The organism is Pseudomonas sp. IAC-BECa141 (assembly GCF_020544405.1).
Lineage (GTDB): Bacteria > Pseudomonadota > Gammaproteobacteria > Pseudomonadales > Pseudomonadaceae > Aquipseudomonas.
On record NZ_CP065410.1, the window covers coordinates 3,853,051 to 3,875,380 of the forward strand.

Annotated in this window: 20 protein-coding genes; 16 read left to right on the forward strand and 4 right to left on the reverse strand. The window is 59.5% G+C overall.

The genetic code is table 11. The features are described from left to right. Positions 1–12: 12 nt before the first annotated feature. From I5961_RS17555 to I5961_RS17570, 4 genes are all read right to left on the reverse strand, one after another. Complete coding sequence (locus tag I5961_RS17555; RefSeq protein ID WP_227232937.1) at positions 13–1,002, reverse strand: ornithine cyclodeaminase family protein; 990 nt, start codon at positions 1,000–1,002, stop codon at positions 13–15. 83 nt (positions 1,003–1,085) lie between these two features. Next, on the reverse strand, positions 1,086–1,610 hold the full coding sequence (locus I5961_RS17560) for a MaoC family dehydratase (RefSeq protein WP_085699115.1): 525 nt from the start codon (positions 1,608–1,610) through the stop codon (positions 1,086–1,088). Positions 1,611–1,620: 10 nt separating this feature from the next. Beyond that, positions 1,621–2,448, reverse strand: a complete 828-nt coding sequence (locus I5961_RS17565; protein WP_085699112.1) for an HpcH/HpaI aldolase/citrate lyase family protein — start codon at positions 2,446–2,448, stop codon at positions 1,621–1,623. Further along, a complete protein-coding gene (locus I5961_RS17570) occupies positions 2,448–3,692 on the reverse strand; it encodes an aminotransferase class I/II-fold pyridoxal phosphate-dependent enzyme (protein WP_085699111.1) in 1,245 nt (414 codons plus the stop codon). Before I5961_RS17570 ends, I5961_RS17565 begins: the two co-directional genes overlap by 1 nt. 330 nt (positions 3,693–4,022) lie before the next feature. Between I5961_RS17570 and I5961_RS17575 the strand changes: the two genes are divergently transcribed. The 16 genes from I5961_RS17575 (at position 4,023) to I5961_RS17645 (ending at position 22,309) form a co-directional block, all read left to right on the forward strand. Beyond that, the gene (locus I5961_RS17575; RefSeq protein ID WP_085699109.1) at positions 4,023–4,784 is read left to right on the forward strand and encodes an SDR family NAD(P)-dependent oxidoreductase; all 762 of its coding nucleotides are present in this window, start codon (positions 4,023–4,025) and stop codon (positions 4,782–4,784) included. 505 nt (positions 4,785–5,289) lie between these two features. After that, a complete protein-coding gene (locus I5961_RS17580) occupies positions 5,290–5,703 on the forward strand; it encodes an NADH-quinone oxidoreductase subunit A (RefSeq protein ID WP_003223812.1) in 414 nt (137 codons plus the stop codon). Positions 5,704–5,713: 10 nt separating this feature from the next. Next, positions 5,714–6,388, forward strand: a complete 675-nt coding sequence (locus I5961_RS17585; RefSeq protein WP_007951456.1) for a NuoB/complex I 20 kDa subunit family protein — start codon at positions 5,714–5,716, stop codon at positions 6,386–6,388. A gap of 69 nt (positions 6,389–6,457) precedes the next feature. Continuing rightward, on the forward strand, positions 6,458–8,242 hold the full coding sequence (nuoC, locus tag I5961_RS17590; RefSeq protein ID WP_085699107.1) for an NADH-quinone oxidoreductase subunit C/D: 1,785 nt from the start codon (positions 6,458–6,460) through the stop codon (positions 8,240–8,242). A gap of 2 nt (positions 8,243–8,244) precedes the next feature. Beyond that, complete coding sequence (nuoE, locus tag I5961_RS17595; RefSeq protein ID WP_003223804.1) at positions 8,245–8,742, forward strand: NADH-quinone oxidoreductase subunit NuoE; 498 nt, start codon at positions 8,245–8,247, stop codon at positions 8,740–8,742. Further along, the gene (gene nuoF, locus I5961_RS17600) at positions 8,739–10,094 is read left to right on the forward strand and encodes an NADH-quinone oxidoreductase subunit NuoF (RefSeq protein ID WP_085699105.1); all 1,356 of its coding nucleotides are present in this window, start codon (positions 8,739–8,741) and stop codon (positions 10,092–10,094) included. Before nuoE ends, nuoF begins: the two co-directional genes overlap by 4 nt. Positions 10,095–10,229: 135 nt before the next feature. Then, positions 10,230–12,944, forward strand: coding sequence for an NADH-quinone oxidoreductase subunit NuoG (gene nuoG, locus I5961_RS17605; protein ID WP_227232938.1), 2,715 nt, complete (start codon positions 10,230–10,232; stop codon positions 12,942–12,944). Further along, positions 12,941–13,948, forward strand: a complete 1,008-nt coding sequence (nuoH, locus tag I5961_RS17610; RefSeq protein WP_007951460.1) for an NADH-quinone oxidoreductase subunit NuoH — start codon at positions 12,941–12,943, stop codon at positions 13,946–13,948. Before nuoG ends, nuoH begins: the two co-directional genes overlap by 4 nt. 11 nt (positions 13,949–13,959) lie before the next feature. Further along, positions 13,960–14,508 (forward strand): NADH-quinone oxidoreductase subunit NuoI, encoded by a 549-nt coding sequence (gene nuoI, locus I5961_RS17615; protein ID WP_085690002.1) that lies wholly within the window; start codon positions 13,960–13,962, stop codon positions 14,506–14,508. A gap of 9 nt (positions 14,509–14,517) precedes the next feature. Further along, positions 14,518–15,018, forward strand: a complete 501-nt coding sequence (gene nuoJ / locus I5961_RS17620; RefSeq protein ID WP_085690004.1) for an NADH-quinone oxidoreductase subunit J — start codon at positions 14,518–14,520, stop codon at positions 15,016–15,018. A gap of 3 nt (positions 15,019–15,021) precedes the next feature. Beyond that, positions 15,022–15,345 carry an NADH-quinone oxidoreductase subunit NuoK gene (nuoK, locus tag I5961_RS17625; protein ID WP_085699101.1) on the forward strand — a complete coding sequence of 108 codons (324 nt, stop codon included), beginning with the start codon at positions 15,022–15,024 and terminating at the stop codon, positions 15,343–15,345. Next, a complete protein-coding gene (gene nuoL, locus I5961_RS17630) occupies positions 15,342–17,195 on the forward strand; it encodes an NADH-quinone oxidoreductase subunit L (protein WP_085703242.1) in 1,854 nt (617 codons plus the stop codon). The genes nuoK and nuoL overlap by 4 nt, the downstream gene beginning before the upstream one ends. Positions 17,196–17,234: 39 nt before the next feature. After that, positions 17,235–18,767, forward strand: coding sequence for an NADH-quinone oxidoreductase subunit M (gene nuoM / locus I5961_RS17635; RefSeq protein ID WP_085699097.1), 1,533 nt, complete (start codon positions 17,235–17,237; stop codon positions 18,765–18,767). A 7-nt stretch (positions 18,768–18,774) separates the two neighbouring features. Further along, positions 18,775–20,238 carry an NADH-quinone oxidoreductase subunit NuoN gene (gene nuoN / locus I5961_RS17640; protein ID WP_011334964.1) on the forward strand — a complete coding sequence of 488 codons (1,464 nt, stop codon included), beginning with the start codon at positions 18,775–18,777 and terminating at the stop codon, positions 20,236–20,238. Positions 20,239–20,906: 668 nt separating this feature from the next. After that, positions 20,907–21,035, forward strand: a complete 129-nt coding sequence (locus tag I5961_RS28665) for a hypothetical protein (RefSeq protein ID WP_256574697.1) — start codon at positions 20,907–20,909, stop codon at positions 21,033–21,035. Positions 21,036–21,085: 50 nt separating this feature from the next. Further along, entirely contained in the window at positions 21,086–22,309 is a 1,224-nt protein-coding gene (locus I5961_RS17645; RefSeq protein ID WP_227232939.1) for a YcaO-like family protein, read from the forward strand. The last annotated feature ends 21 nt before the right edge of the window (positions 22,310–22,330 follow it).

A 22,330-nucleotide genomic window follows, 5' to 3' on the forward strand; every position in this document is an offset into this window, starting at 1 on the left:
GCCCGGCGACTCTCAGGCATTGAGGTAGTCGCACTGTTGGCCGATATGCCCCTCCACGGCCGCGCCATAGACGCAGGCGGCAACCACCATGTCCTGACTGGCATGGCCAACACTGCGGAAGTAACTGAGGCCTTGTTTGCGGGTAACCGGCGAAGGCTGCTCGACAACCAAAGTACTGATCTCACGGATGTCCTTGCGGTTGATCACCGACCACGCCAAGGCCTGGGCAATTTCGCCCGATTCGCGGCATGCGGCGTCCAAATGATCGACATGTACTTGAGCACTGCCCAGCAATTTTGGATCGACCTCGCACGCCTGCTGCGTACTGCCGCCAACGGCATTGATATGGGCATTGGGTTTGAGCTGATGTACCCCGATCAACGGCAGCGGACTGTCGTAGGAGGTTGTCGTACAGACAATATCCGCGTCTGCCAAAGCATCCTCCATGCGCTCAACAGCCTCGACCGGCTGCGCAAGTTCAATGGACAGACGTTCGGCCAAGGCGACACTGCGGGCCATCGAGCGGGAAAAGATCCTGACCTGCCCCAATTCCCTGATAGCGGCCATCGCCTGGATATGCGCCGCCGCTTGAGCCCCAGCCCCGATCACCGCCAGATTGAGCCGGGCCTGCAGGCAGAGTTTGTCCGTCACCAACGCACTCAGGGCACTGGTGCGAATTGCTGTAAGAGCGGCACTGTCGAGCATCGCCAATAACCTGCCGCTATCGACGTCGATCAGCAAAACCGCGCCATTGACCGCCGAGCGCCCCAGCACTGCGTTGCCGGGATGAAACGACGACACTTTGATGCCCAGCGTCTGGCTCACAGGCAAAAAGGCCGGCATGAACAAAGAGAATGCTTTTTGTCGCGAGTGCGTGATTATCGAACGTGGCGGAACCACGGGTGCCGCGAGAGAAAAACCCTGGTGAGCTTTTTCGAGTACGCGCACAAGCGACGGCAACTCGACACAACGCCCTATATCTTCACGATTAAGCAGCAGCATGGTTTGTCCTTTTCATCAAGGCTCTTTGAAGGTCCCGGCCATTCCCTCACCGGCAGCGCTTCCACGCTGACTGAAGCTGACCTTCAGCCGAGGGGGTAGCCCTGGGAAAACCCCTGCTTTGGAACCAGAAAAGTGCGCAGGTAGGTGATGACCGGAGTGCCATCCTGCTTACGCCCAATCACCCTGATGGTGACGATGCCCTGGCCCGGACGCGACCGGGACTCACGCTTGGAAACCACCTCGCTCTCCGCGTACAGTGTGTCGCCGACATACACCGGGCTGGGCAGGCGTATTTCATCCCAGCCCAGGTTGGCGATGGCTCGTGCGCTCATCGTCGCGACCGTCATGCCGCTGATAATCGACAAGGTCACGGAGCTGTTCACCAGCAACTTTTCGAACTCGGTGCGCTGTGCGTAAGCCACATCGATATGCACCGGATGGTTATTCATGTTCATCAGTGACTGCCAGATGTTATCCAGCTCCGTCACCGTGCGCCCGGGGCGGTGCTCGAACACATCGCCCACCACAAACTCTTCGTAATGCAGCCCATAAGATTCACGGTAGCGATTCGCCCCAATCCGTTCATGCGCCGGAATCATCGGTTCCATGGCGTCCTCCTTAAAGACCCAGTTCCTGGGCGCGCTGGATGACTTTGCGGGCTAGCTTCACAAAGGGCGGCCCGACCATCAGATTCTTCAATCGGGTGATTTTTTCACCGCTGTTTTGCGCAGCCTGCACAACGGCCAAGGCATGTTCGTACTCCGCGATCGAAGGCGTGAATGCCTCATTGATGATCGATATCTGCCTTGGGTGAATGGAGGTCTTGCCACTGAAGCCCAACTCCCGGGTGTCCTGGCATTCCTTCAGTAACCCGGCTTCGTCATCGAGGTTGAAGTAAGCGGTGTCGAACGCGGGAATACCCGCTGCGCTGGCGGCGGCAATGATGCTTGCACGGGCGTGGAGGATGTTGCTCCAGCCGCCAATCGGCACACCCAGGCTGGCCGCGTAGTCGGCGGAACCGAAGATCAGTCCGTCGGCGCTGGATGCAATGGCGTAAATATCCCGAAGACAGGCCGGGGTTTCGACGGTGACCAGGATTTTCGGACTGCTTCCCTGCCCCCCTAAGTTGGCGCGTACCACGTCTATCTCGGCCGCGGCTTCAGTCATTGCCAGGACGACATACTCGGGTCGCTGTTCAAGTGACTGCACCATCAGCAAATCGAGCAATCCCTGATTGTCACGCAAGGGATTGATACGCAGTGCCGTACGCTGCACCACAGCGGATCGATAGAACTGCTCGACACATAGGCGGGCTTCGGCTTTTTTGAGGAGCGGGACGCCGTCCTCCAGATCAATCACCATGACATCCGTCAGGGCACTCTTGGCATATTGCTCAGGGTGCAAGGCAGAGCAATACAACAAGCTTCGTGGTATCGGATGAGTCATCACCACCTCGCGTTCGGCAGGTTCGGGTTCAGACGGGCTTCTTCGATCTCTGCCCAGACTGCGGAGCAAAAACTGCGGATATCTTCTTGCGACATATCGGCACGCATCATCACGCGTAAACCGGACTTGTTTCTGGCCACAATGGGAAAGAACACCGCCGAGGTGTAATACCCTCGTTTGAAGACGCCCTCGGAAACGCTGATCGCCAGGTCCGGGCTGTCCAATGGAATAACCCGAATCGGCAATTCGGACCCCGCGTGTTCCGTATCAAACAAACTGTCGAAGAGGCGAATGTTGCAACGTAGCTTGTCCTGCAAGACGCCAAGCTCAGGACTCTTATGGATATCCAGCGAAGCCATGGCCGCCCCGACAGCCGCCGGATTTATATATTGAGAATAAGACATCGGACCACCAAAGCGTCGGAAGACACTTTGATAATCGGCCTTCTCCGACATGAATATGCCTCCACCATTGGCACCAAATGCCTTGGCCAATGAATAAACCAGAAGCGTTCTGGGATTGAGCTCAGGCATATAAGTACGGATATAACCTTCACCCCGATCGCCATAGGCACTCAAGGAATGAGAGTCGTCAAAATAAAGAAACAGCCCATATTTATCCTGCAACGCCAACAACCGTTCAATAGGCGCACTTCCGCCCATGCTGTAGGCACCATCAGCAACATATGCGACCAACGGATGTCGCTTGCACATATCCTCAATAAAATCTACATCGTTATGATTGCAGGTCATCACCTGCGTTTCATCACCACAAATGGCCTTGACCTGATTCAGTGCAAAATGGGCGTGCTTGTCAAAGATCAAAAAGGGGCGCTGCCCTTCAGTAAACATGCCAGCAGCCAGAAGCGGCAACGAGGCAACAATACCCGCACTGCAGGACGTCGCGGTGAAGGCTCGACAGTTGAAATGCGCGGACAAGGCATCCTCAAGCTCATCGAGTTCTCGCAACCTTATTCTGATACGCGAGGTGGGCAGATTCACCGTACCGCTATTGAGCACATAATCTGCGGCGCGGCGCGCCAGACGCTGATCGACCTCAAGACCCAGGTATGAACAAGAGCACATGTTCATGAATGGATGACCGTTCTGATCCTGCATACGCCCCTGCTGGGTATGTTTGACGCTCAAATCGGTCAATCCCGATTGTTGCGCGAGGGCCCAGGAAGGGTTACCGATATCGACGGACCTGGCGGTATTAATGAATTTATTTCGTTGTTCTGACATACACGACCTCAGTATAAGTCCATATAACAGGAACAATTACTTACATGCGCTCGCACGTAGCCGACTCAATGACAATGCTGAACACCCATAAACATCCGACCTCTACTCAACCAAAGCTTAGCTGACAACAGCCCGCCACCGGCGGTTAAAATCAGAGCCCTTATAGACACTCAAGAAACTTCCTTCACCCATTAATGAATGATCCGTAGGAACACTCTTAAATAATCATTTACACATGCCGAATCACATTAACGGATCTACGTTCTAACCGTGCGCTGCGTACAACTTATAGGCGCGCGCACTGCAGCTTTGTATTATGGAGAACTATTCATGAATGGAAGATTAAGAGGAAAGCGAGCGCTTATAACCGGCGCGTCCTCAGGCATTGGAAGAGCGATAGCCGAAGCCTTCATTACCGAGGGCGCTGATGTATTCATTACCGCTCGCACCGATGAAGCTGCGGCTCGTGAAGTTCTTGAGTTCGCAGCGCGCCAGGGTCAGCGCGCCAGCTTCACCCTCATGGAAGCCACGAGCGTCTGCATCGAGGCGCTCTTTGATGAAGCGCACGCCGCCATCGGGCCCATTGATGTACTCGTCAACAATCCCGCGTTTATCACCCGCACGCCTTTTCTTGAACTGAGCAACGATGAGTATGAGCAGACGCTGGCGGTCAATCTGCGTTTTCCTTTTTTTGCCACTCAGCGCTTCGCAAAAAACTGCATCGCTCGCGGTCAGGGCGGTAGCGTCATCAACATCTCATCTGTCAGTGCTTTCAGGGCGGTCAGTCGCCTGTCGGCTTATCAAGCCAGCAAGGCGGCGCTGTCGATGCTCACACGAAGCTGCGCGGTGGAACTGGCTCCTCATGGCGTCAGAGTCAATACGATTTCACCCGGACTGACCGCGACAGGTGGTAACGCCAGCCAGTGGCGGGACGCCCCGGCGATATGGCAGAAAAGAAAAAAGCACATTCCCCTGCAGCGAGCGGGAATACCTTCAGACATGGCAGGCGCGGCGATCCTTCTGGCCTCTGATGACTCCTCCTGGATGACCGGTGCCGATCTGGTCATTGATGGAGGCCACAGCGCGATTTGAATTACGGAGGTCGGCCGCCTGTTGCGGACCGACCCAAGGCTAACCGACGGGTTGGGAGGTTTTTGCCCGCGATTCGCCCCGCGCCTTGCCATGCCTTCGGCAGAAACATTGATCCAGAGCAGATCCGCCCCTCGAAAAATGCGGTAAAACGACCTCGGCTGCTACTTGCAGTAACCGCTATTCAAGACAACTTCCCACCCACACACCCGCCTAACAATCTAAAAAACCCCGCAAACAATATTGATTATCATTTGGCCGCAACTATGTTCGTTACATTCCAAACAAAACATATTTCCCGTAAACCCGGCTAATGCCCGCAACGCATGGGCTGCGGGCCCTTCGAGGAGCGCTATGTCCTTATTCCAATAAATAATTTCGCTATAGGAATTTTACTTGCAGGGTGTTTAGCCATAAAATCAGCGCGATTGATTGCTGCGACATATCGTCACTGCCTTATTTCTTTATCAAGCTCAGAGACCTTTGCTCTCTGTTAAGGATTTCCAGCATGCCCGAAGCGACAGGACTCATGGCCCACAACTGGGGCTTTGCCATTTTCCTTCTGGGTGTAGTCGGCCTGTGTGCCTTCATGCTCGGCGTCTCCAGCCTTCTCGGGTCAAAAGCCTGGGGCCGCAGCAAAAACGAACCGTTCGAGTCCGGCATGCTACCTACCGGTGGCGCCCGCTTGCGGCTCTCAGCCAAATTCTATCTGGTCGCGATGCTGTTCGTGATCTTCGATATCGAAGCCCTCTTTCTCTTTGCATGGTCTGTGTCCGTCCGCGAAAGCGGCTGGACCGGATTCGTCGAAGCTCTCGTTTTCATAGCAATTCTGTTGGCAGGTCTTGTCTACCTGTTCCGAGTGGGCGCCCTTGACTGGGCTCCGGAAGCTCGTCGCAAGCGGCAGGCGAAGCTGAAACAATGAGGCTTTGGCAATGCAATACAATCTCACCAGAATCGACCCCGATGCTCCTAACGAGCAGTATCCGATTGGCCAGCGGGAAACCGTTTCCGATCCGTTAGAAGATCAAGTCCACAAAAACATTTTCATGGGCAAGCTGGAAGACGTGCTGAGTGGCGCGGTCAACTGGGGACGTAAAAACTCCCTGTGGCCGTACAACTTCGGCCTTTCCTGCTGCTACGTGGAAATGACCACCGCCTTCACGGCGCCCCACGACATCGCGCGCTTCGGCGCCGAAGTAATCCGGGCATCACCGCGTCAGGCCGACTTCATGGTTATCGCCGGGACCTGCTTCATCAAGATGGCGCCGATCATTCAGCGCCTGTATGAGCAGATGCTCGAGCCCAAGTGGGTGATCTCGATGGGTTCGTGCGCCAACTCCGGCGGCATGTACGACATCTACTCCGTGGTTCAGGGGGTGGACAAGTTCCTGCCCGTTGACGTCTACGTACCTGGCTGCCCGCCCCGTCCAGAAGCGTTTCTGCAAGGCTTGATGCTGTTGCAGGAATCCATTGGCCAGGAGCGTCGCCCACTTTCCTGGGTCGTTGGCGATCAAGGCGTTTATCGCGCCGACATGCCTTCGCAGAAGGAACAGCGCCGCGAACAGCGAATCGCAGTCACCAACCTGCGCAGCCCTGACGAAGTCTGATCCAGTCTGTTTCAAAGAAACGAGAAGCTGGCTTCATTCTTTACGTTGACCGAAAGCGAAAAAATAACCATGACTACAGGCAGTGCTCTGTACATCCCGCCTTATAAGGCAGACGACCAGGATGTGGTCGTCGAACTGAACAACCGTTTTGGCGCCGAAGCGTTCACCGCTCAGCCGACCCGCACCGGCATGCCGGTGCTGTGGGTCGCGCGCGCCAAACTCGTCGAAGTCCTGACTTTCCTGCGCAACCTGCCCAAGCCGTACGTCATGCTTTATGACCTGCACGGCGTGGACGAGCGTCTGCGCACCAAGCGTCAAGGGCTGCCGGGCGGTGCCGATTTCACCGTGTTCTATCACCTCATGTCGCTGGAACGTAATAGTGACGTGATGATCAAGGTCGCCTTGTCCGAGAGCGACCTCAGCTTGCCGACCGTCACCAGCATCTGGCCGAACGCCAACTGGTACGAGCGTGAAGTCTGGGACATGTACGGCATCGACTTCAAAGGTCACCCGCACCTGTCGCGCATCATGATGCCGCCGACCTGGGAAGGTCACCCGCTGCGCAAGGACTTCCCGGCGCGCGCCACCGAATTCGACCCGTTCAGCCTGAACCTGGCCAAGCAACAGCTTGAGGAAGAAGCCGCGCGCTTCCGTCCTGAAGACTGGGGCATGAAGCGTTCCGGCCCGAACGAGGACTATATGTTCCTCAACCTGGGGCCGAACCACCCTTCGGCTCACGGTGCGTTCCGCATCATCCTGCAACTGGACGGTGAAGAAATCGTCGATTGCGTTCCGGACATCGGTTACCACCACCGTGGCGCCGAAAAGATGGCCGAGCGTCAGTCCTGGCACAGTTTCATTCCGTACACCGACCGTATCGACTACCTCGGCGGCGTGATGAACAACCTGCCGTACGTGCTCTCGGTCGAGAAACTGGCCGGCATCAAGGTGCCGGAGAAGGTCGACGTCATCCGCATCATGATGGCCGAGTTCTTCCGGATCACCAGCCACCTGCTGTTCCTGGGTACCTACATCCAGGACGTCGGCGCCATGACTCCGGTGTTCTTCACCTTCACCGACCGTCAGAAGGCGTACACGGTGATTGAAGCCATCACCGGTTTCCGTCTGCACCCGGCCTGGTACCGCATCGGTGGCGTCGCCCACGACCTGCCGCGCGGCTGGGACAAACTGGTGAAAGACTTCGTTGAATGGCTGCCGAAGCGCCTCGACGAATACACCAAGGCCGCCCTGCAGAACAGCATCCTCAAGGGTCGTACCATCGGCGTTGCCCAGTACAACACCAAAGAGGCCCTGGAATGGGGCGTCACCGGTGCCGGCCTGCGTTCCACCGGTTGCGACTTCGACCTGCGTAAGGCGCGTCCTTACTCCGGCTACGAGAACTTCGAGTTCGAAGTGCCGCTGGCCGCCAACGGTGATGCCTACGACCGCTGCATGGTTCGCGTCGAAGAGATGCGCCAGAGCGTCAGGATCATCGACCAGTGCCTGCGCAACATGCCGGAAGGCCCGTACAAGGCGGATCACCCGCTGACCACGCCGCCGCCGAAAGAGCGCACGCTGCAGCACATCGAAACCTTGATCACGCACTTCCTGCAAGTTTCGTGGGGCCCGGTCATGCCGGCCAACGAATCCTTCCAGATGATCGAAGCGACCAAGGGCATCAACAGTTATTACCTGACGAGCGACGGCGGCACCATGAGCTACCGTACCCGGATCCGTACTCCGAGCTTCGCCCACCTGCAGCAGATCCCTTCGGTGATCAAAGGCAGCATGGTCGCGGACCTGATTGCGTACCTGGGTAGTATCGACTTCGTTATGGCCGACGTGGACCGCTAAGCATGAACAGCACGCTTATCCAGACAGACCGTTTCACCCTGAGTGAAACCGAGCGCTCGGCCATCGAGCACGAGCTGCATCACTACGAAGACCCGCGCGCGGCGTCGATCGAAGCCCTGAAGATCGTCCAGAAGGAACGCGGCTGGGTGCCGGACGGCGCTCTGTACGCCATCGGCGAGATCCTCGGCATCCCGGCCAGCGACGTTGAAGGCGTCGCCACGTTCTACAGCCAGATCTTCCGTCAGCCGGTCGGCCGTCACATCATTCGCGTCTGCGACAGCATGGTCTGCTACATCGGTGGCCACGAGTCGGTGGTCAGCGAAATCCAGAACAACCTGGGTATCGGCCTGGGTCAGACCACCGCCGACGGTCGCTTCACCCTGCTGCCGGTCTGCTGCCTCGGCAACTGCGACAAGGCACCGGCGCTGATGATCGATGACGACACCTTTGGCGATGTCCAGCCTGCCGGCGTCGCCAAACTGCTCGAGGGCTACGTATGACCCTGACTTCTTTCGGCCCGGCCAACCGCATTCAGCGTTCGGCCGAGACTCACCCGCTGACCTGGCGCCTGCGTGACGACGGCGAAGCCGTATGGCTCGACGAGTACCAGGCCAAGAACGGTTACGCCGCTGCACGCAAGGCCTTCGCCGACATGGGACCGGACGACATCGTCCAGACCGTGAAGGACGCCGGTCTCAAGGGTCGTGGTGGTGCAGGCTTCCCCACTGGCGTGAAGTGGGGCCTGATGCCCAAGGACGAATCCATCAACATCCGCTACCTGCTGTGCAACGCGGATGAAATGGAGCCGAACACCTGGAAAGACCGCATGCTGATGGAGCAACTGCCTCATCTGCTGATCGAGGGCATGCTGATCAGCGCCCGCGCGCTGAAAACCTATCGTGGCTACATCTTCCTGCGTGGCGAGTACACCACCGCCGCCAAGCACCTGAACCGTGCCGTGGAAGAAGCCAAGGCAGCGGGCCTGCTGGGCAAGAACATTCTGGGCAGCGGCTTCGATTTCGAACTGTTCGTCCACACCGGCGCCGGGCGTTACATCTGCGGTGAAGAAACCGCACTGATCAACTCCCTCGAAGGCCGCCGCGCCAACCCGCGCTCCAAGCCGCCCTTCCCTGCCGCCGTTGGCGTGTGGGGCAAGCCGACCTGCGTGAACAACGTTGAAACCCTGTGCAACGTGCCGGCGATCATTGCCGACGGCGTGGACTGGTACAAATCGTTGGCCCGCGACGGCAGTGAAGACATGGGCACCAAGCTCATGGGCTTCTCCGGCAAGGTCAAGAACCCGGGCCTGTGGGAACTGCCATTCGGCGTGACCGGTCGCGAGCTGTTCGAAGACTACGCCGGCGGCATGCGCGACGGTTACAAGCTCAAGGCCTGGCAGCCAGGCGGCGCCGGTACCGGTTTCCTGTTGCCGGAACACCTCGACGCACAAATGTACGCCGGCGGCATCGCCAAGGTGGGCACCCGTATGGGTACCGGCCTGGCCATGGCGGTGGACGACAGCGTCAACATGGTGTCCCTGCTGCGCAACATGGAGCAGTTCTTCGCTCGCGAATCCTGCGGTTTCTGCACCCCTTGCCGTGATGGCCTGCCATGGAGCGTCAAGCTGCTGATGGCCATCGAGCAAGGCCGCGGCCAGCCAGGCGACATCGAGACCCTGCTGGGTCTGGTCAACTTCCTCGGCCCGGGCAAGACCTTCTGTGCTCACGCACCGGGTGCCGTGGAGCCGTTGGGCAGTGCCATCAAATACTTCCGTCCAGAGTTCGAAGCCGGTATCGCGCCTGCAAGCGCCGCCGTCCCGCCTCTGGCGAAGCCGATCACAGTCGGCGCGTAAACGCTTAAAAGGCGAAGGGTCCGTGCCCTTCGCCTTTCGTCCGATGACGCCTTTCGGGGCTGACTGGATTCGGACGGATAACAAGATTCCATTAGCCACGCCCGCTGACACCGGGCCAACGAAGACCTTTGAACCATGGCCACTATCCACGTAGACGGCAAAGCGCTCGAAGTCGACGGGGCAGACAACCTGTTACAGGCATGTCTGTCGCTGGGCCTCGACATCCCTTATTTCTGCTGGCACCCCGCGCTTGGAAGCGTCGGGGCGTGCCGCCAGTGCGCGGTCAAGCAGTACACCGACGAGAACGACACCCGTGGTCGCATCGTCATGTCCTGCATGACCCCTGCCACCGACAACACCTGGATCTCCATCGACGATGAAGAATCCAAGGCGTTCCGCGCCAGTGTCGTTGAATGGCTGATGACCAACCACCCGCACGACTGCCCTGTGTGCGAGGAAGGCGGTCACTGCCACCTGCAAGACATGACGGTGATGACCGGCCACAACGAGCGCCGTTATCGCTTCACCAAGCGCACCCACCAGAACCAGGATCTGGGCCCGTTCATTTCCCACGAAATGAACCGTTGCATCGCCTGCTACCGCTGTGTGCGTTTCTACAAGGACTACGCCGGCGGCACCGACCTCGGTGTGTACGGCGCCCACGACAACGTGTATTTCGGTCGCGTTGAAGACGGCACGCTGGAAAGCGAGTTCTCCGGCAACCTCACCGAGGTCTGCCCGACCGGTGTGTTCACCGACAAGACTCACTCCGAGCGCTACAACCGCAAGTGGGACATGCAGTTCTCGCCGAGCATCTGCCATGGCTGCTCGAGCGGTTGCAACATCTCCCCGGGCGAGCGTTACGGCGAACTGCGTCGCATCGAAAACCGTTACAACGGTTCGGTGAACCAGTACTTCCTGTGCGACCGTGGCCGTTTCGGTTATGGCTACGTCAACCGCGCCGACCGTCCACGTCAGCCAATGCTGGCCGACGGTACCAAGCTTGGGCTGGATGCTGCGCTGGACAAAGCCGCCGACCTGCTGCGCGGTCGCAACATCGTCGGTATCGGTTCGCCGCGTGCCAGCCTCGAAAGCAACTACGCGTTGCGTGAACTGGTCGGCGCCGAGCACTTCTATTCCGGTATCGAAGCCTCCGAGCTGGAGCGCATCCGTCTGGTCCTGCAAGTGCTGAAAGACAGCCCGCTGCCCGTGCCAAACATGCGCGACATCGAAGACCACGACGCCGTGTTCGTCCTCGGTGAAGACCTGACCCAAACTGCCGCCCGCATGGCCCTGGCCCTGCGTCAGTCGGTCAAAGGCAAGGCCGAAGACATGGCCGAAGCCATGCGCGTCCAGCCTTGGCTCGACGCCGCGGTGAAGAACATCGGTCAGCACGAGCTGAACCCGCTGTTCATCGCCAGCCTGGCTGAAACCAAGCTCGACGACATCGCCGAAGAGTGTGTACACGCCGCTCCGGACGATCTGGCCCGCCTCGGTTTCGCCGTGGCCCACGCCCTGGACGCCAGCGCGCCTGCCGTTGAAGGTCTGGACGCCGAAGCCCTGGAACTGGCCAAGCGCATCGCCGATGCCCTGCTCGCTGCCAAGCGTCCGCTGATCATCGCCGGTACTTCGCTGGGCTCCAAAGCCCTGATCGAAGCTGCGGCGAACATCGCCAAGGTCCTGAAGCTGCGTGAGAAGAACGGTTCGATCAGCCTGATCGTGCCGGAAGCCAACAGCCTCGGCCTGGCCATGCTCGGTGGCGAATCGGTTGATGCCGCGCTGCAAGCTGTGATCGACGGCAAGGCCGACGCCATCGTCGTGCTGGAAAACGATCTGTACACCCGCACTGCCAAAGCCAAGGTCGATGCGGCACTCAACGCTGCGAAAGTAGTGATCGTTGCCGACCATCAGAAGACCGCCACCAGCGATCGCGCGCACCTGGTTCTGCCAGCCGCCAGCTTCGCTGAAGGCGACGGTACGCTGGTCAGCCAGGAAGGTCGCGCCCAGCGCTTCTTCCAGGTTTTCGACCCGCAATACATGGACGCGAGCATTCTGGTCCACGAAGGCTGGCGCTGGCTGCACGCCCTGCGCTCGACGCTGCTGAACCAGCCGATCGACTGGACGCAACTCGACCACGTCACCGCTGCGGTTGCTTCGAGCACCCCGCAACTGGCCCGAATCGTCGACGCCGCGCCGTCCGCCTCGTTCCGCATCAAGGGTCTGAAACTGGCGCGTGAGCCGCTGCGTTATTCCGGTCGCACCGCAATGCGCGCCGACATCAGCGTTCACGAACCACGCACCCCGCAAGACAAGGACACCGCGTTCGCCTTCTCGATGGAAGGTTACTCGGGCTCCGCCGAACCGCGTCAGCAGGTTCCTTTTGCATGGTCGCCGGGCTGGAACTCGCCGCAAGCCTGGAACAAGTTCCAGGACGAAGTCGGTGGTCACCTGCGCGCTGGCGATCCGGGCACCCGCCTGATCGAAAGCACCGGTGATTCGCTGAACTGGTTTGCCGCTGCGCCACGTGCGTTCAACCCGGCGCCGGGCACCTGGCAAGCCGTGCCGTTCTTCCACCTGTTCGGCAGCGAAGAAACCTCTTCGAAGGCTGCTCCGGTTCAGGAACGCATTCCGGCGGCTTACGTTGCTCTGGCCAAGTCCGAAGCGGATCGCCTGGGCGTCAACGACGGCGCACTGCTGAGCCTCAATGTTGCCGGCCAGACCCTGCGTCTGCCGCTGCGCATCAATGAAGAACTGGGCGCAGGTCTAGTGGCATTGCCTGCGGGCATCGCCGGCATTCCACCGGCATTCGCCGGCGTATCCGTTGATGGTCTGCAGGAGGCAGCGCAATGACCTGGTTCACCCCTGAAGTGATCGATGTGATCCTGACGGTCATCAAAGCCATCGTGATCCTGCTGGCCGTGGTGGTCGCAGGCGCGTTGCTCAGCTTTGTCGAGCGTCGCCTGCTGGGCTGGTGGCAGGACCGTTACGGTCCGAACCGTGTCGGCCCGTTCGGCATGTTCCAGATCGCAGCCGACATGCTGAAGATGTTCTTCAAGGAAGACTGGACCCCGCCGTTTGCCGACAAGGTGATCTTCACCCTGGCACCGGTGGTGGCCATGTCCGCCCTGCTGATCGCTTTCGCGATCATCCCGATCACCCCGACCTGGGGCGTGGCGGATCTGAACATCGGCCTGCTGTTCTTCTTCGCCATGGCCGGTCTTTCGGTCTACGCGGTGCTGTTCGCCGGCTGGTCGAGTAACAACAAGTTCGCCCTGCTCGGCAGCTTGCGTGCCTCGGCGCAGACCGTGTCCTACGAAGTGTTCATGGGCCTGGCCCTGATGGGCATCGTGGTGCAGGTCGGCTCGTTCAACATGCGCGACATCGTCGAGTACCAGGCGCAGAACCTGTGGTTCATCATTCCGCAGTTCTTCGGCTTCTGTACCTTCTTCATCGCTGGCGTGGCCGTGACTCACCGTCACCCGTTCGACCAGCCGGAAGCGGAACAGGAACTGGCCGACGGTTACCACATTGAATACGCCGGTATGAAATGGGGCATGTTCTTCGTCGGTGAATACATCGGCATCATCCTGATCTCGGCGCTGCTGGTCACCCTGTTCTTCGGTGGCTGGCACGGTCCGTTCGGCATCCTGCCGCAACTGTCCTTCGTCTGGTTCGCACTGAAGACTGCGTTCTTCATCATGCTGTTCATTCTGCTGCGCGCTTCCATCCCGCGTCCGCGTTATGACCAGGTGATGGATTTCAGCTGGAAATTCTGCCTGCCACTGACCCTGATCAATTTGCTGGTGACCGCTGCAATCGTGTTGTGGAACACGCCTGCGGTTGCGGTTCAGTGAGGATTTGACCCATGTTCAAATATATTGGCGACATCGTTAAGGGTACCGGTACCCAGTTGCGCAGCCTGGTCATGATCTTCGGCCATGGCTTTCGCAAGCGCGACACCCTGCAATACCCGGAAGAGCCGGTCTACCTGCCGCCACGCTACCGTGGCCGCATCGTCCTGACCCGCGACCCCGATGGCGAAGAACGCTGCGTAGCCTGCAACCTGTGCGCCGTGGCATGCCCGGTGGGTTGCATCTCGCTGCAGAAAGCTGAAACCGAAGACGGTCGCTGGTACCCGGACTTCTTCCGTATCAACTTCTCGCGCTGCATTTTCTGCGGTCTCTGCGAGGAAGCCTGCCCGACCACCGCGATCCAGTTGACCCCGGATTTCGAAATGGCCGAGTTCAAACGTCAGGACCTTGTGTACGAGAAAGAAGATCTGCTGATCTCCGGCCCCGGCAAAAACCCTGATTACAACTTCTATCGTGTTGCAGGTATGGCCGTTGCGGGCAAGCCGAAAGGCGCCGCACAAAACGAAGCCGAGCCGATCAACGTGAAGAGCTTGCTGCCTTAAGGAAGAACGATGGAATTCGCTTTCTATTTCGCATCGGGTATCGCTGTTGTGTCCACACTGCGTGTGGTCACCAACACCAATCCTGTGCACGCCCTGCTCTACCTGATCATTTCGCTGATCTCCGTGGCCATGACCTTCTTCGCCCTCGGCGCACCGTTCGCCGGCGTGCTGGAAGTGATCGCCTACGCCGGCGCCATCATGGTGCTGTTCGTGTTCGTGGTGATGATGCTGAACCTTGGCCCGGCCTCGGTTCAGCAGGAACGCACCTGGCTCAAGCCCGGCATCTGGGCAGGACCGGTGATTCTCGCCGCCCTGCTGCTGGCCGAACTGCTGTATGTGCTGTTCGCTCACCAGAGCGGTCAGGCCATCGGTCAAACCACCGTTGACGCGAAAGCCGTGGGCATCAGCCTGTTCGGTCCGTACCTGCTGGTGGTCGAACTCGCCTCGATGCTGCTGCTCGCTGCAGCCGTCACGGCGTTCCATTTGGGCCGTAATGAGGCTAAGGAGTAGAACATGCCTGTTATCCCTCTCGGTTCTATACCTATGGAGCATGGCCTGGCCGTTGCCGGCATCCTGTTCTGCCTTGGTCTGGTCGGCCTGATGGTCCGCCGCAACATTTTGTTCGTGTTGATGAGTCTGGAAGTGATGATGAACGCCTCTGCACTGGCCTTCATCGTCGCGGGCGCCCGCTGGGCGCAACCGGATGGACAGATCATGTTCATCCTGGTGATCAGCCTTGCAGCCGCCGAAGCCAGTATTGGCCTGGCGATCCTGCTGCAACTGTATCGCCGCTTCCACACGCTCGATATCGACGCTGCCAGTGAGATGCGCGGATGAACCTACTCTTTCTGACTTTCGTATTCCCTCTGATCGGGTTCCTGTTGCTGTCGTTCTCGCGCGGCCGCTTCTCGGAAAACCTGTCGGCGCTGATCGGTGTCGGCTCCATCGGCCTGTCTGCCATCGTCGCGGCTTACGTGATCTGGCAGTTCAACGTCGCTCCACCGGAAGGTGGCGTCTACACCCAGGTGCTGTGGCGCTGGATATCGGTGGAAGGTTTCCAGCCTGACTTTGCGCTGTACCTGGATGGTCTGTCCGTGACCATGCTCGGTGTGGTCGTCGGTGTCGGCTTCCTGATCCACCTGTTTGCCTCCTGGTACATGCGTGGCGAAGACGGTTACTCGCGCTTCTTCTCGTACACCAACCTGTTTATCGCCAGCATGCTGTTCCTGATCCTGGGCGATAACCTGCTGTTCATCTACTTCGGTTGGGAAGGCGTGGGCCTGTGCTCGTACCTGTTGATCGGTTTCTACTACAGCAACCGCAACAACGGTAACGCCGCACTCAAAGCCTTCATCGTCACCCGCATCGGCGACGTGTTCATGGCGATCGGCCTGTTCATCCTGTTCCAGCAACTGGGCACGCTGAACGTCCAGGAACTGCTGGTGAAGGCGCCTGAGCACTTCAAGGTCGGCGATTTCTGGATCGTGCTGGCGACCCTGATGCTGCTGGGTGGTGCAGTCGGTAAGTCGGCTCAACTGCCGCTGCAGACCTGGCTTGCGGACGCGATGGCCGGTCCTACCCCGGTTTCGGCACTGATCCACGCTGCAACCATGGTGACTGCGGGTGTCTACCTGATCGCCCGTACCCACGGTCTGTTCGCCCTGGCGCCGGATATCCTGCACCTGGTCGGCATCGTCGGTGGTGTGACCCTGGTACTGGCCGGTTTCGCCGCGCTGGTGCAAACCGACATCAAACGTATCCTCGCCTACTCGACCATGAGCCAGATCGGCTACATGTTCCTGGCGCTGGGCGTTGGCGCCTGGGAAGGCGCGATCTTCCACCTGATGACCCACGCCTTCTTCAAGGCCCTGCTGTTCCTTGCCTCCGGTGCGGTGATCGTTGCCTGCCACCACGAGCAGAACATCTTCAAGATGGGCGGCCTGTGGAAGAAACTGCCGCTGGCCTACGCCAGCTTCATCGTCGGTGGTGCCGCCCTGGCCGCCCTGCCGCTGGTGACCGCAGGTTTCTACTCCAAGGACGAAATCCTCTGGGAAGCGTTCGCCAGCGGCAACCACGGTCTGCTCTATGCAGGTCTGGTCGGCGCATTCATGACGTCGCTGTACACCTTCCGCCTGATCTTCATCGCGTTCCACGGTGAAGCCAAGACCGAAGCCCACGCCGGTCACGGCATCGCTCACTGGCTGCCGCTGTCGGTGCTGATCGTGCTGTCGACCTTCGTCGGCGCCATGATCGTTCCACCGCTGCACGGCGTACTGCCCGAGAGCGTTGGCCATGCCGGTGGCGAAGCCAAGCACAGCCTGGAAATCGCCTCGGGCGCCATCGCCCTGGCCGGTATCCTGCTGGCGGCCCTGCTGTTCCTTGGCAAGCGTCGCTTCGTGACCGCGATCGCCAACAGCGGCATCGGCCGTCTCCTTTCGGCCTGGTGGTTCGCTGCCTGGGGCTTCGACTGGATCTACGACAAACTGTTCGTCAAGCCGTACCTTGCGATCAGCCACATGCTGCGCAAAGACCCGCTCGACCAGACCATCGGTCTGATCCCGCGCATGGCCAAGGGTGGTCACACTGCCCTGAGCCGTACCGAAACCGGTCAACTGCGTTGGTACGCTGCTTCGATGGCTACTGGTGCCGTGTTGGTCATCGGTGCTGTCGTGCTGGTAGCGGTCTGATATGAACCTTGCGAATTTGCGAAAGGAAACGAGCCCGTCATGATTCTGCCTTGGCTAATCCTGATCCCCTTCATCGGCGGCCTGCTGTGCTGGATGGGTGAGCGCTTCGGCGCTACCCTCCCCCGCTGGATTGCGCTGTTGACCATGACCCTGGAACTCGCCCTCGGCCTCTGGCTGTGGGCCCACGGTGACTATTCATTTGCTCCGGCGCCTGGCGCCGATCCGACCTGGGCGCTTGAGTTCAAGCATGTCTGGATCCAGCGCTTCGGCATCAACGTGCACCTGGCCCTCGACGGTCTGTCGCTGCTGATGATCCTGCTGACCGGTCTGCTGGGCATCCTGTCGGTACTCTGCTCGTGGAAAGAGATCCAGCGTCACGTTGGCTTCTTCCACCTGAACCTGATGTGGATCCTGGGCGGCGTCGTCGGCGTGTTCCTCGCCCTCGACCTGTTCATGTTCTTCTTCTTCTGGGAAATGATGCTGGTGCCGATGTACTTCCTCATCGCGCTCTGGGGTCACAGTTCTTCGGACGGCAAGAAAACCCGTATCTACGCCGCGACCAAGTTCTTCATCTTCACTCAGGCTTCCGGCCTGATCATGCTGGTGGCGATCCTGGGTCTGGTCCTGGTCAACTACAACAGCACCGGCGTGATCACCTTCAACTACGCCGATCTGTTGAAGACCAAGATGTCGATGACCACCGAGTACATCCTGATGCTCGGCTTCTTCATCGCCTTCGCGGTCAAGCTGCCAGTGGTCCCGTTCCACTCCTGGCTGCCTGACGCTCACGCCCAGGCACCGACTGCAGGTTCCGTCGACCTCGCCGGTATCCTGCTGAAAACCGCGGCCTACGGTCTGCTGCGTTTCGCACTGCCGCTGTTCCCGAACGCCTCGGCCGAGTTCGCGCCGATCGCCATGACCCTCGGTCTGATCGGGATCTTCTATGGTGCTTTCCTCGCTTTCGCACAAACCGACATCAAGCGTCTGATCGCCTTTTCGTCCGTTTCCCACATGGGCTTCGTACTGATCGGCATCTACTCCGGCAGCCAACTGGCGCTGCAAGGCGCCGTGGTCCAGATGCTGGCCCACGGTCTGTCGGCAGCCGCGCTGTTTATCCTCAGCGGTCAGCTGTACGAGCGCCTGCACACTCGCGACATGCGTGAGATGGGCGGTCTGTGGTCGCGTATCGCATACCTGCCGGCGATCAGCCTGTTCTTCGCAGCCGCTTCGCTGGGTCTGCCGGGCACCGGTAACTTCGTCGGCGAGTTCCTGATCCTGATCGGTACCTTCGCCAGCGCGCCATGGATCACCGCAATTGCCACCTCCGGTCTGGTGTTCGGTTCGGTCTACTCGCTGATCATGATCCACCGTGCCTACTTCGGTCCGTCCAAATCGGATTCGATCCTGCACGGCATGGACGCTCGCGAACTGATCATGGTGCTGGGCCTTGCGGTGCTGCTGGTCTACCTCGGCGTCTACCCGCAACCGTTCCTCGACACCTCTGCCGCCACGATGCATGGCGTGCAGCAGTGGCTCGGCACCGCCTTCACTCAACTCGCTTCGGCCCGGTAAGAGCGCTATGGAATTCACGATTCAACACTTTATTGCGCTAGCGCCACTGTTGATCACCAGCCTCACCATTATCGTGGTGATGCTGGCAATCGCCTGGCGCCGCAACCACTCGCAGACCTTCCTGATTTCGGTGGCGGGTCTGAACCTGGCCTTGCTGTCGATCCTGCCGGCCCTGAAAGTCGCGCCTCTGGCCGTGACTCCATTGCTGCAGATCGACACTTTTGCCTGCCTGTACATGGCGCTGATCCTGGTCGCCACCCTCGCTTGCGTCACCCTCGCCCACGCCTATCTCGGCGATGGCGGTTCGGGTTACCCGGGCAACCGTGAAGAACTGTACCTGCTGATCCTGATGGCCGCCGCCGGTGGTCTGGTTCTGGTCAGCGCGCAGCACCTGGCCGGCTTGTTCATCGGTCTGGAACTGCTGTCGGTGCCGGTCTACGGTCTGGTGGCCTACGCCTTCTTCAACAAGCGTTCGCTGGAAGCCGGCATCAAGTACATGGTGCTGTCGGCCGCCGGTTCCGCGTTCCTGCTGTTCGGTATGGCGCTGCTGTACGCAGACTCGGGTTCGCTGAGCTTCGTCGGCATCGGTCAGGCACTGGCCGCAACCGGCCTGCCAAGCTCGCTGGCGCAACTGGGTCTGGGCATGATGCTGATCGGTCTGGCGTTCAAACTGTCGCTGGTACCGTTCCACCTGTGGACGCCGGACGTGTACGAAGGTGCTCCGGCGCCGGTGGCCGCGTTCCTCGCCACCGCGTCGAAAGTGGCTGTGTTCGCGGTCATGGTTCGCCTGTTCCAGATCTCCCCTGCCGCAAGCAGTGGCGTACTGAGCAACGTGCTGACCATCATCGCCATCGCCTCGATCCTGTTCGGTAACCTGCTGGCCCTGACCCAGAGCAACCTCAAGCGTCTGCTCGGTTACTCCTCCATCGCGCACTTCGGCTACCTGCTGATCGCACTGGTGGCGAGCAAGGGTCTGGCGGTGGAAGCCATCGGCGTGTACCTGGTCACCTACGTGATCACCAGCCTCGGCGCGTTCGGCGTGATCACCCTGATGTCCTCGCCGTACAACGGCCGTGACGCAGATGCGCTGTACGAGTACCGCGGCCTGTTCTGGCGCCGTCCGTACCTGACCGCCGTACTGACCGTGATGATGCTGTCCCTGGCCGGTATCCCGCTGACCGCAGGCTTCATCGGCAAGTTCTACATCATCGCTACCGGTGTCGAGTCGCACCAATGGTGGCTGGTAGGTTCGCTGGTACTGGGCAGCGCAATCGGTGTGTTCTACTACCTGCGCGTGATGGTGACCCTGTACCTGATCGAACCGAACCTGCGCCGCCACGACGCCCAGCTGCACTGGGAACAGAAAGCAGGCGGCGTGATGCTGCTGGCGATCGCCGTTGTCGCGTTCTTCCTCGGCGTCTACCCGCAACCATTGCTGACACTGGTTCAGCAATCGGGCCTGGCGGGCTGATCGCTCAGCGATAGTCGGCTACGAACAGAAACGGCACCTTCGGGTGCCGTTTCTGTTTTTGCGGGATTTCCATTTTCTACACCCTCCCCTTTCGGCGACCCTGCCGGCGGGCCCTTGCCCGTCGAACAATAAAACCCACGCCGAAGCACGTTCCCGTCTGCCGGACTCAGGAGCGATTAATGGTCAACAACACAAAAATATCGATGCCGCTCTGGTAGTGGTCGTCGGGACGTCCACGGTGACACCGGTGACGGCCGCAACTCTGTTTCCCGCGATGAACCGGGAACGGCACTGACCCCCAAGCCGATTTGTGCGGTTTTTTCTCAAACTCCATGGGAAAAATCGCCGCACAAGTGCTGCATACAGCCTCGTAAATCCTTCAGTAAGAATTTGCCTCCCCCCCTGCGCTGAAACGTCTGACAGCGACAACAGATAGAACACCTGAGACAGCTGATTCCTTTCGCCTGGTTCGCCCGCTCCCACGCAGGGCTACCCCTCTCAGAAACACGTCCGCCCGGCGTCAATTCACGTTTTATCAGTACGTATTTCGACACCGCTGAAACCCGCTGCTGGAAACGTCTGGACATTTTTGACCCGCCCTCACCGCGCTTTTAGATTCGGCTCGTGCTTGCAACAGCACACTCCCCCAACAACTTAGGAGCGACATCATGGGCTATATGGGCAACTGGAATGCCAACCACATCGACGAACTTGAAGAGCAGGAAGCGCCCTCGGCAGAGCAGATCGAAGCACTGCAACTGACCGAGGAAGAACAGGCAGAGCTGAACGCCGAGTGACAGAACCTGCGAGGGCCTTGCGCCCTCGCAGGCTTTCCAGGAAGGGAATCATGGACAAGACAACGTTGGCCGAGCGTAAGCTCACGGCCGATCAGGCAGAACGGCGTATTCATACCGAACTTTCACGCCTGGGCCTCACGCCGCACACCCGCACCCTCGGCAGCAAAGTCGTTGCGGTTCACGCAAGTCTGCAGGGCAGCGACAACCGTCATGCCCGTGGCTGCGGCAAAGGCTATGCCGATCAGGCACACCTGGGTGCGCTTTATGAAGCACTCGAACACTACTGGACCGATGAGCTCTGTACCTCCGATGTTCACCACGAGACAGAAGGTTATTTCAAAGATGCGCCGATGTTTGCCGATGACTCGCTTCTGCACAGGCTCACCTGCCAGCAAAACGTGCGCATCGCCTGCCGGACTTATGTCTGTCCGCCGTGGCATGACCGGTTTTCCTATCCGGTTGCGCTGACTTCGCCGAACGGTTCACGTTTGCCCTCGTCACCGGGCATGGCGGACTACCGCGCCGTGCGGCGCTACGCCAGCAACAGCGGCACCGCGATTGGCGCCACTTACAACGAAGCGATGCTGCACGCCGCCAACGAATGCATCGAGCGCGATGCCGTGTCGTTGTTTCTGCTCGATCATTTTTATTACCAGAACCATCCGCCGCTGCGACGGGTAGCGCGTCTCAATGAAAGCGACCCACTCGGACGTCTGTGGGCCGATGCCGAACAGGAAATCGACGGCGAGATCATCCTGGTGGATATCAGCACCGAATTCAAGGTACGGACCTTTCTGGCCTTCACGACCAGGCCGGGCGTTCACCCACAGGTGTTTGGCAGCGGTAGCTCTCTCGACCCGCGCCACGCGGCATGGCGGGCGCTCACTGAACTGGTGCAATTGCAACTGAATGCCGCCGAACCCGAATACTGCCAGACGCTGGCCAATGCGTTACGCAACCTGCGACCCTTCCCGCGCCTGCTGCGCTGCGCGCAGTTCGATACGCAGACGCTGCTGCATCGCTGCGTTCAACACGAGGTGAGACTGCCGGATTGCGCTAAAAACCTGTCAGTGGAAAACCAGCTGTACTTGCTGACTCAAGACCTGCGGATTCATGGCCGTACGCTGGGTACAGCCGTCCTGCAACGAACCGAGCTCGACACCACCCTGCTCAACGTGGTGATCCCCGGCCTTGAGCGCTTCTTCGTGGTTTCCAGCGGCAACGTCGTCATCCCGCAAGCCCGGGGCCGTACGCTGGAGAGGCGAGCCCCATGAACCGACTCGATCGCACCCGGG

Excerpts from the sequence above, each read along its gene's own strand:
- I5961_RS17555 (WP_227232937.1), bottom strand. The coding sequence starts at position 1,002 with ATGCTGCTGCTTAATCGTGAAGATATAGGGCGTTGTGTCGAGTTGCCG.
- I5961_RS17560 (WP_085699115.1), bottom strand. The coding sequence starts at position 1,610 with ATGGAACCGATGATTCCGGCGCATGAACGGATTGGGGCGAATCGCTAC.
- I5961_RS17565 (WP_085699112.1), bottom strand. The coding sequence starts at position 2,448 with ATGACTCATCCGATACCACGAAGCTTGTTGTATTGCTCTGCCTTGCAC.
- I5961_RS17570 (WP_085699111.1), bottom strand. The coding sequence starts at position 3,692 with ATGTCAGAACAACGAAATAAATTCATTAATACCGCCAGGTCCGTCGAT.
- I5961_RS17575 (WP_085699109.1), top strand. The coding sequence starts at position 4,023 with ATGAATGGAAGATTAAGAGGAAAGCGAGCGCTTATAACCGGCGCGTCC.
- I5961_RS17580 (WP_003223812.1), top strand. The coding sequence starts at position 5,290 with ATGCCCGAAGCGACAGGACTCATGGCCCACAACTGGGGCTTTGCCATT.
- I5961_RS17585 (WP_007951456.1), top strand. The coding sequence starts at position 5,714 with ATGCAATACAATCTCACCAGAATCGACCCCGATGCTCCTAACGAGCAG.
- nuoC (WP_085699107.1), top strand. The coding sequence starts at position 6,458 with ATGACTACAGGCAGTGCTCTGTACATCCCGCCTTATAAGGCAGACGAC.
- nuoE (WP_003223804.1), top strand. The coding sequence starts at position 8,245 with ATGAACAGCACGCTTATCCAGACAGACCGTTTCACCCTGAGTGAAACC.
- nuoF (WP_085699105.1), top strand. The coding sequence starts at position 8,739 with ATGACCCTGACTTCTTTCGGCCCGGCCAACCGCATTCAGCGTTCGGCC.
- nuoG (WP_227232938.1), top strand. The coding sequence starts at position 10,230 with ATGGCCACTATCCACGTAGACGGCAAAGCGCTCGAAGTCGACGGGGCA.
- nuoH (WP_007951460.1), top strand. The coding sequence starts at position 12,941 with ATGACCTGGTTCACCCCTGAAGTGATCGATGTGATCCTGACGGTCATC.
- nuoI (WP_085690002.1), top strand. The coding sequence starts at position 13,960 with ATGTTCAAATATATTGGCGACATCGTTAAGGGTACCGGTACCCAGTTG.
- nuoJ (WP_085690004.1), top strand. The coding sequence starts at position 14,518 with ATGGAATTCGCTTTCTATTTCGCATCGGGTATCGCTGTTGTGTCCACA.
- nuoK (WP_085699101.1), top strand. The coding sequence starts at position 15,022 with ATGCCTGTTATCCCTCTCGGTTCTATACCTATGGAGCATGGCCTGGCC.
- nuoL (WP_085703242.1), top strand. The coding sequence starts at position 15,342 with ATGAACCTACTCTTTCTGACTTTCGTATTCCCTCTGATCGGGTTCCTG.
- nuoM (WP_085699097.1), top strand. The coding sequence starts at position 17,235 with ATGATTCTGCCTTGGCTAATCCTGATCCCCTTCATCGGCGGCCTGCTG.
- nuoN (WP_011334964.1), top strand. The coding sequence starts at position 18,775 with ATGGAATTCACGATTCAACACTTTATTGCGCTAGCGCCACTGTTGATC.
- I5961_RS28665 (WP_256574697.1), top strand. The coding sequence starts at position 20,907 with ATGGGCTATATGGGCAACTGGAATGCCAACCACATCGACGAACTTGAA.
- I5961_RS17645 (WP_227232939.1), top strand. The coding sequence starts at position 21,086 with ATGGACAAGACAACGTTGGCCGAGCGTAAGCTCACGGCCGATCAGGCA.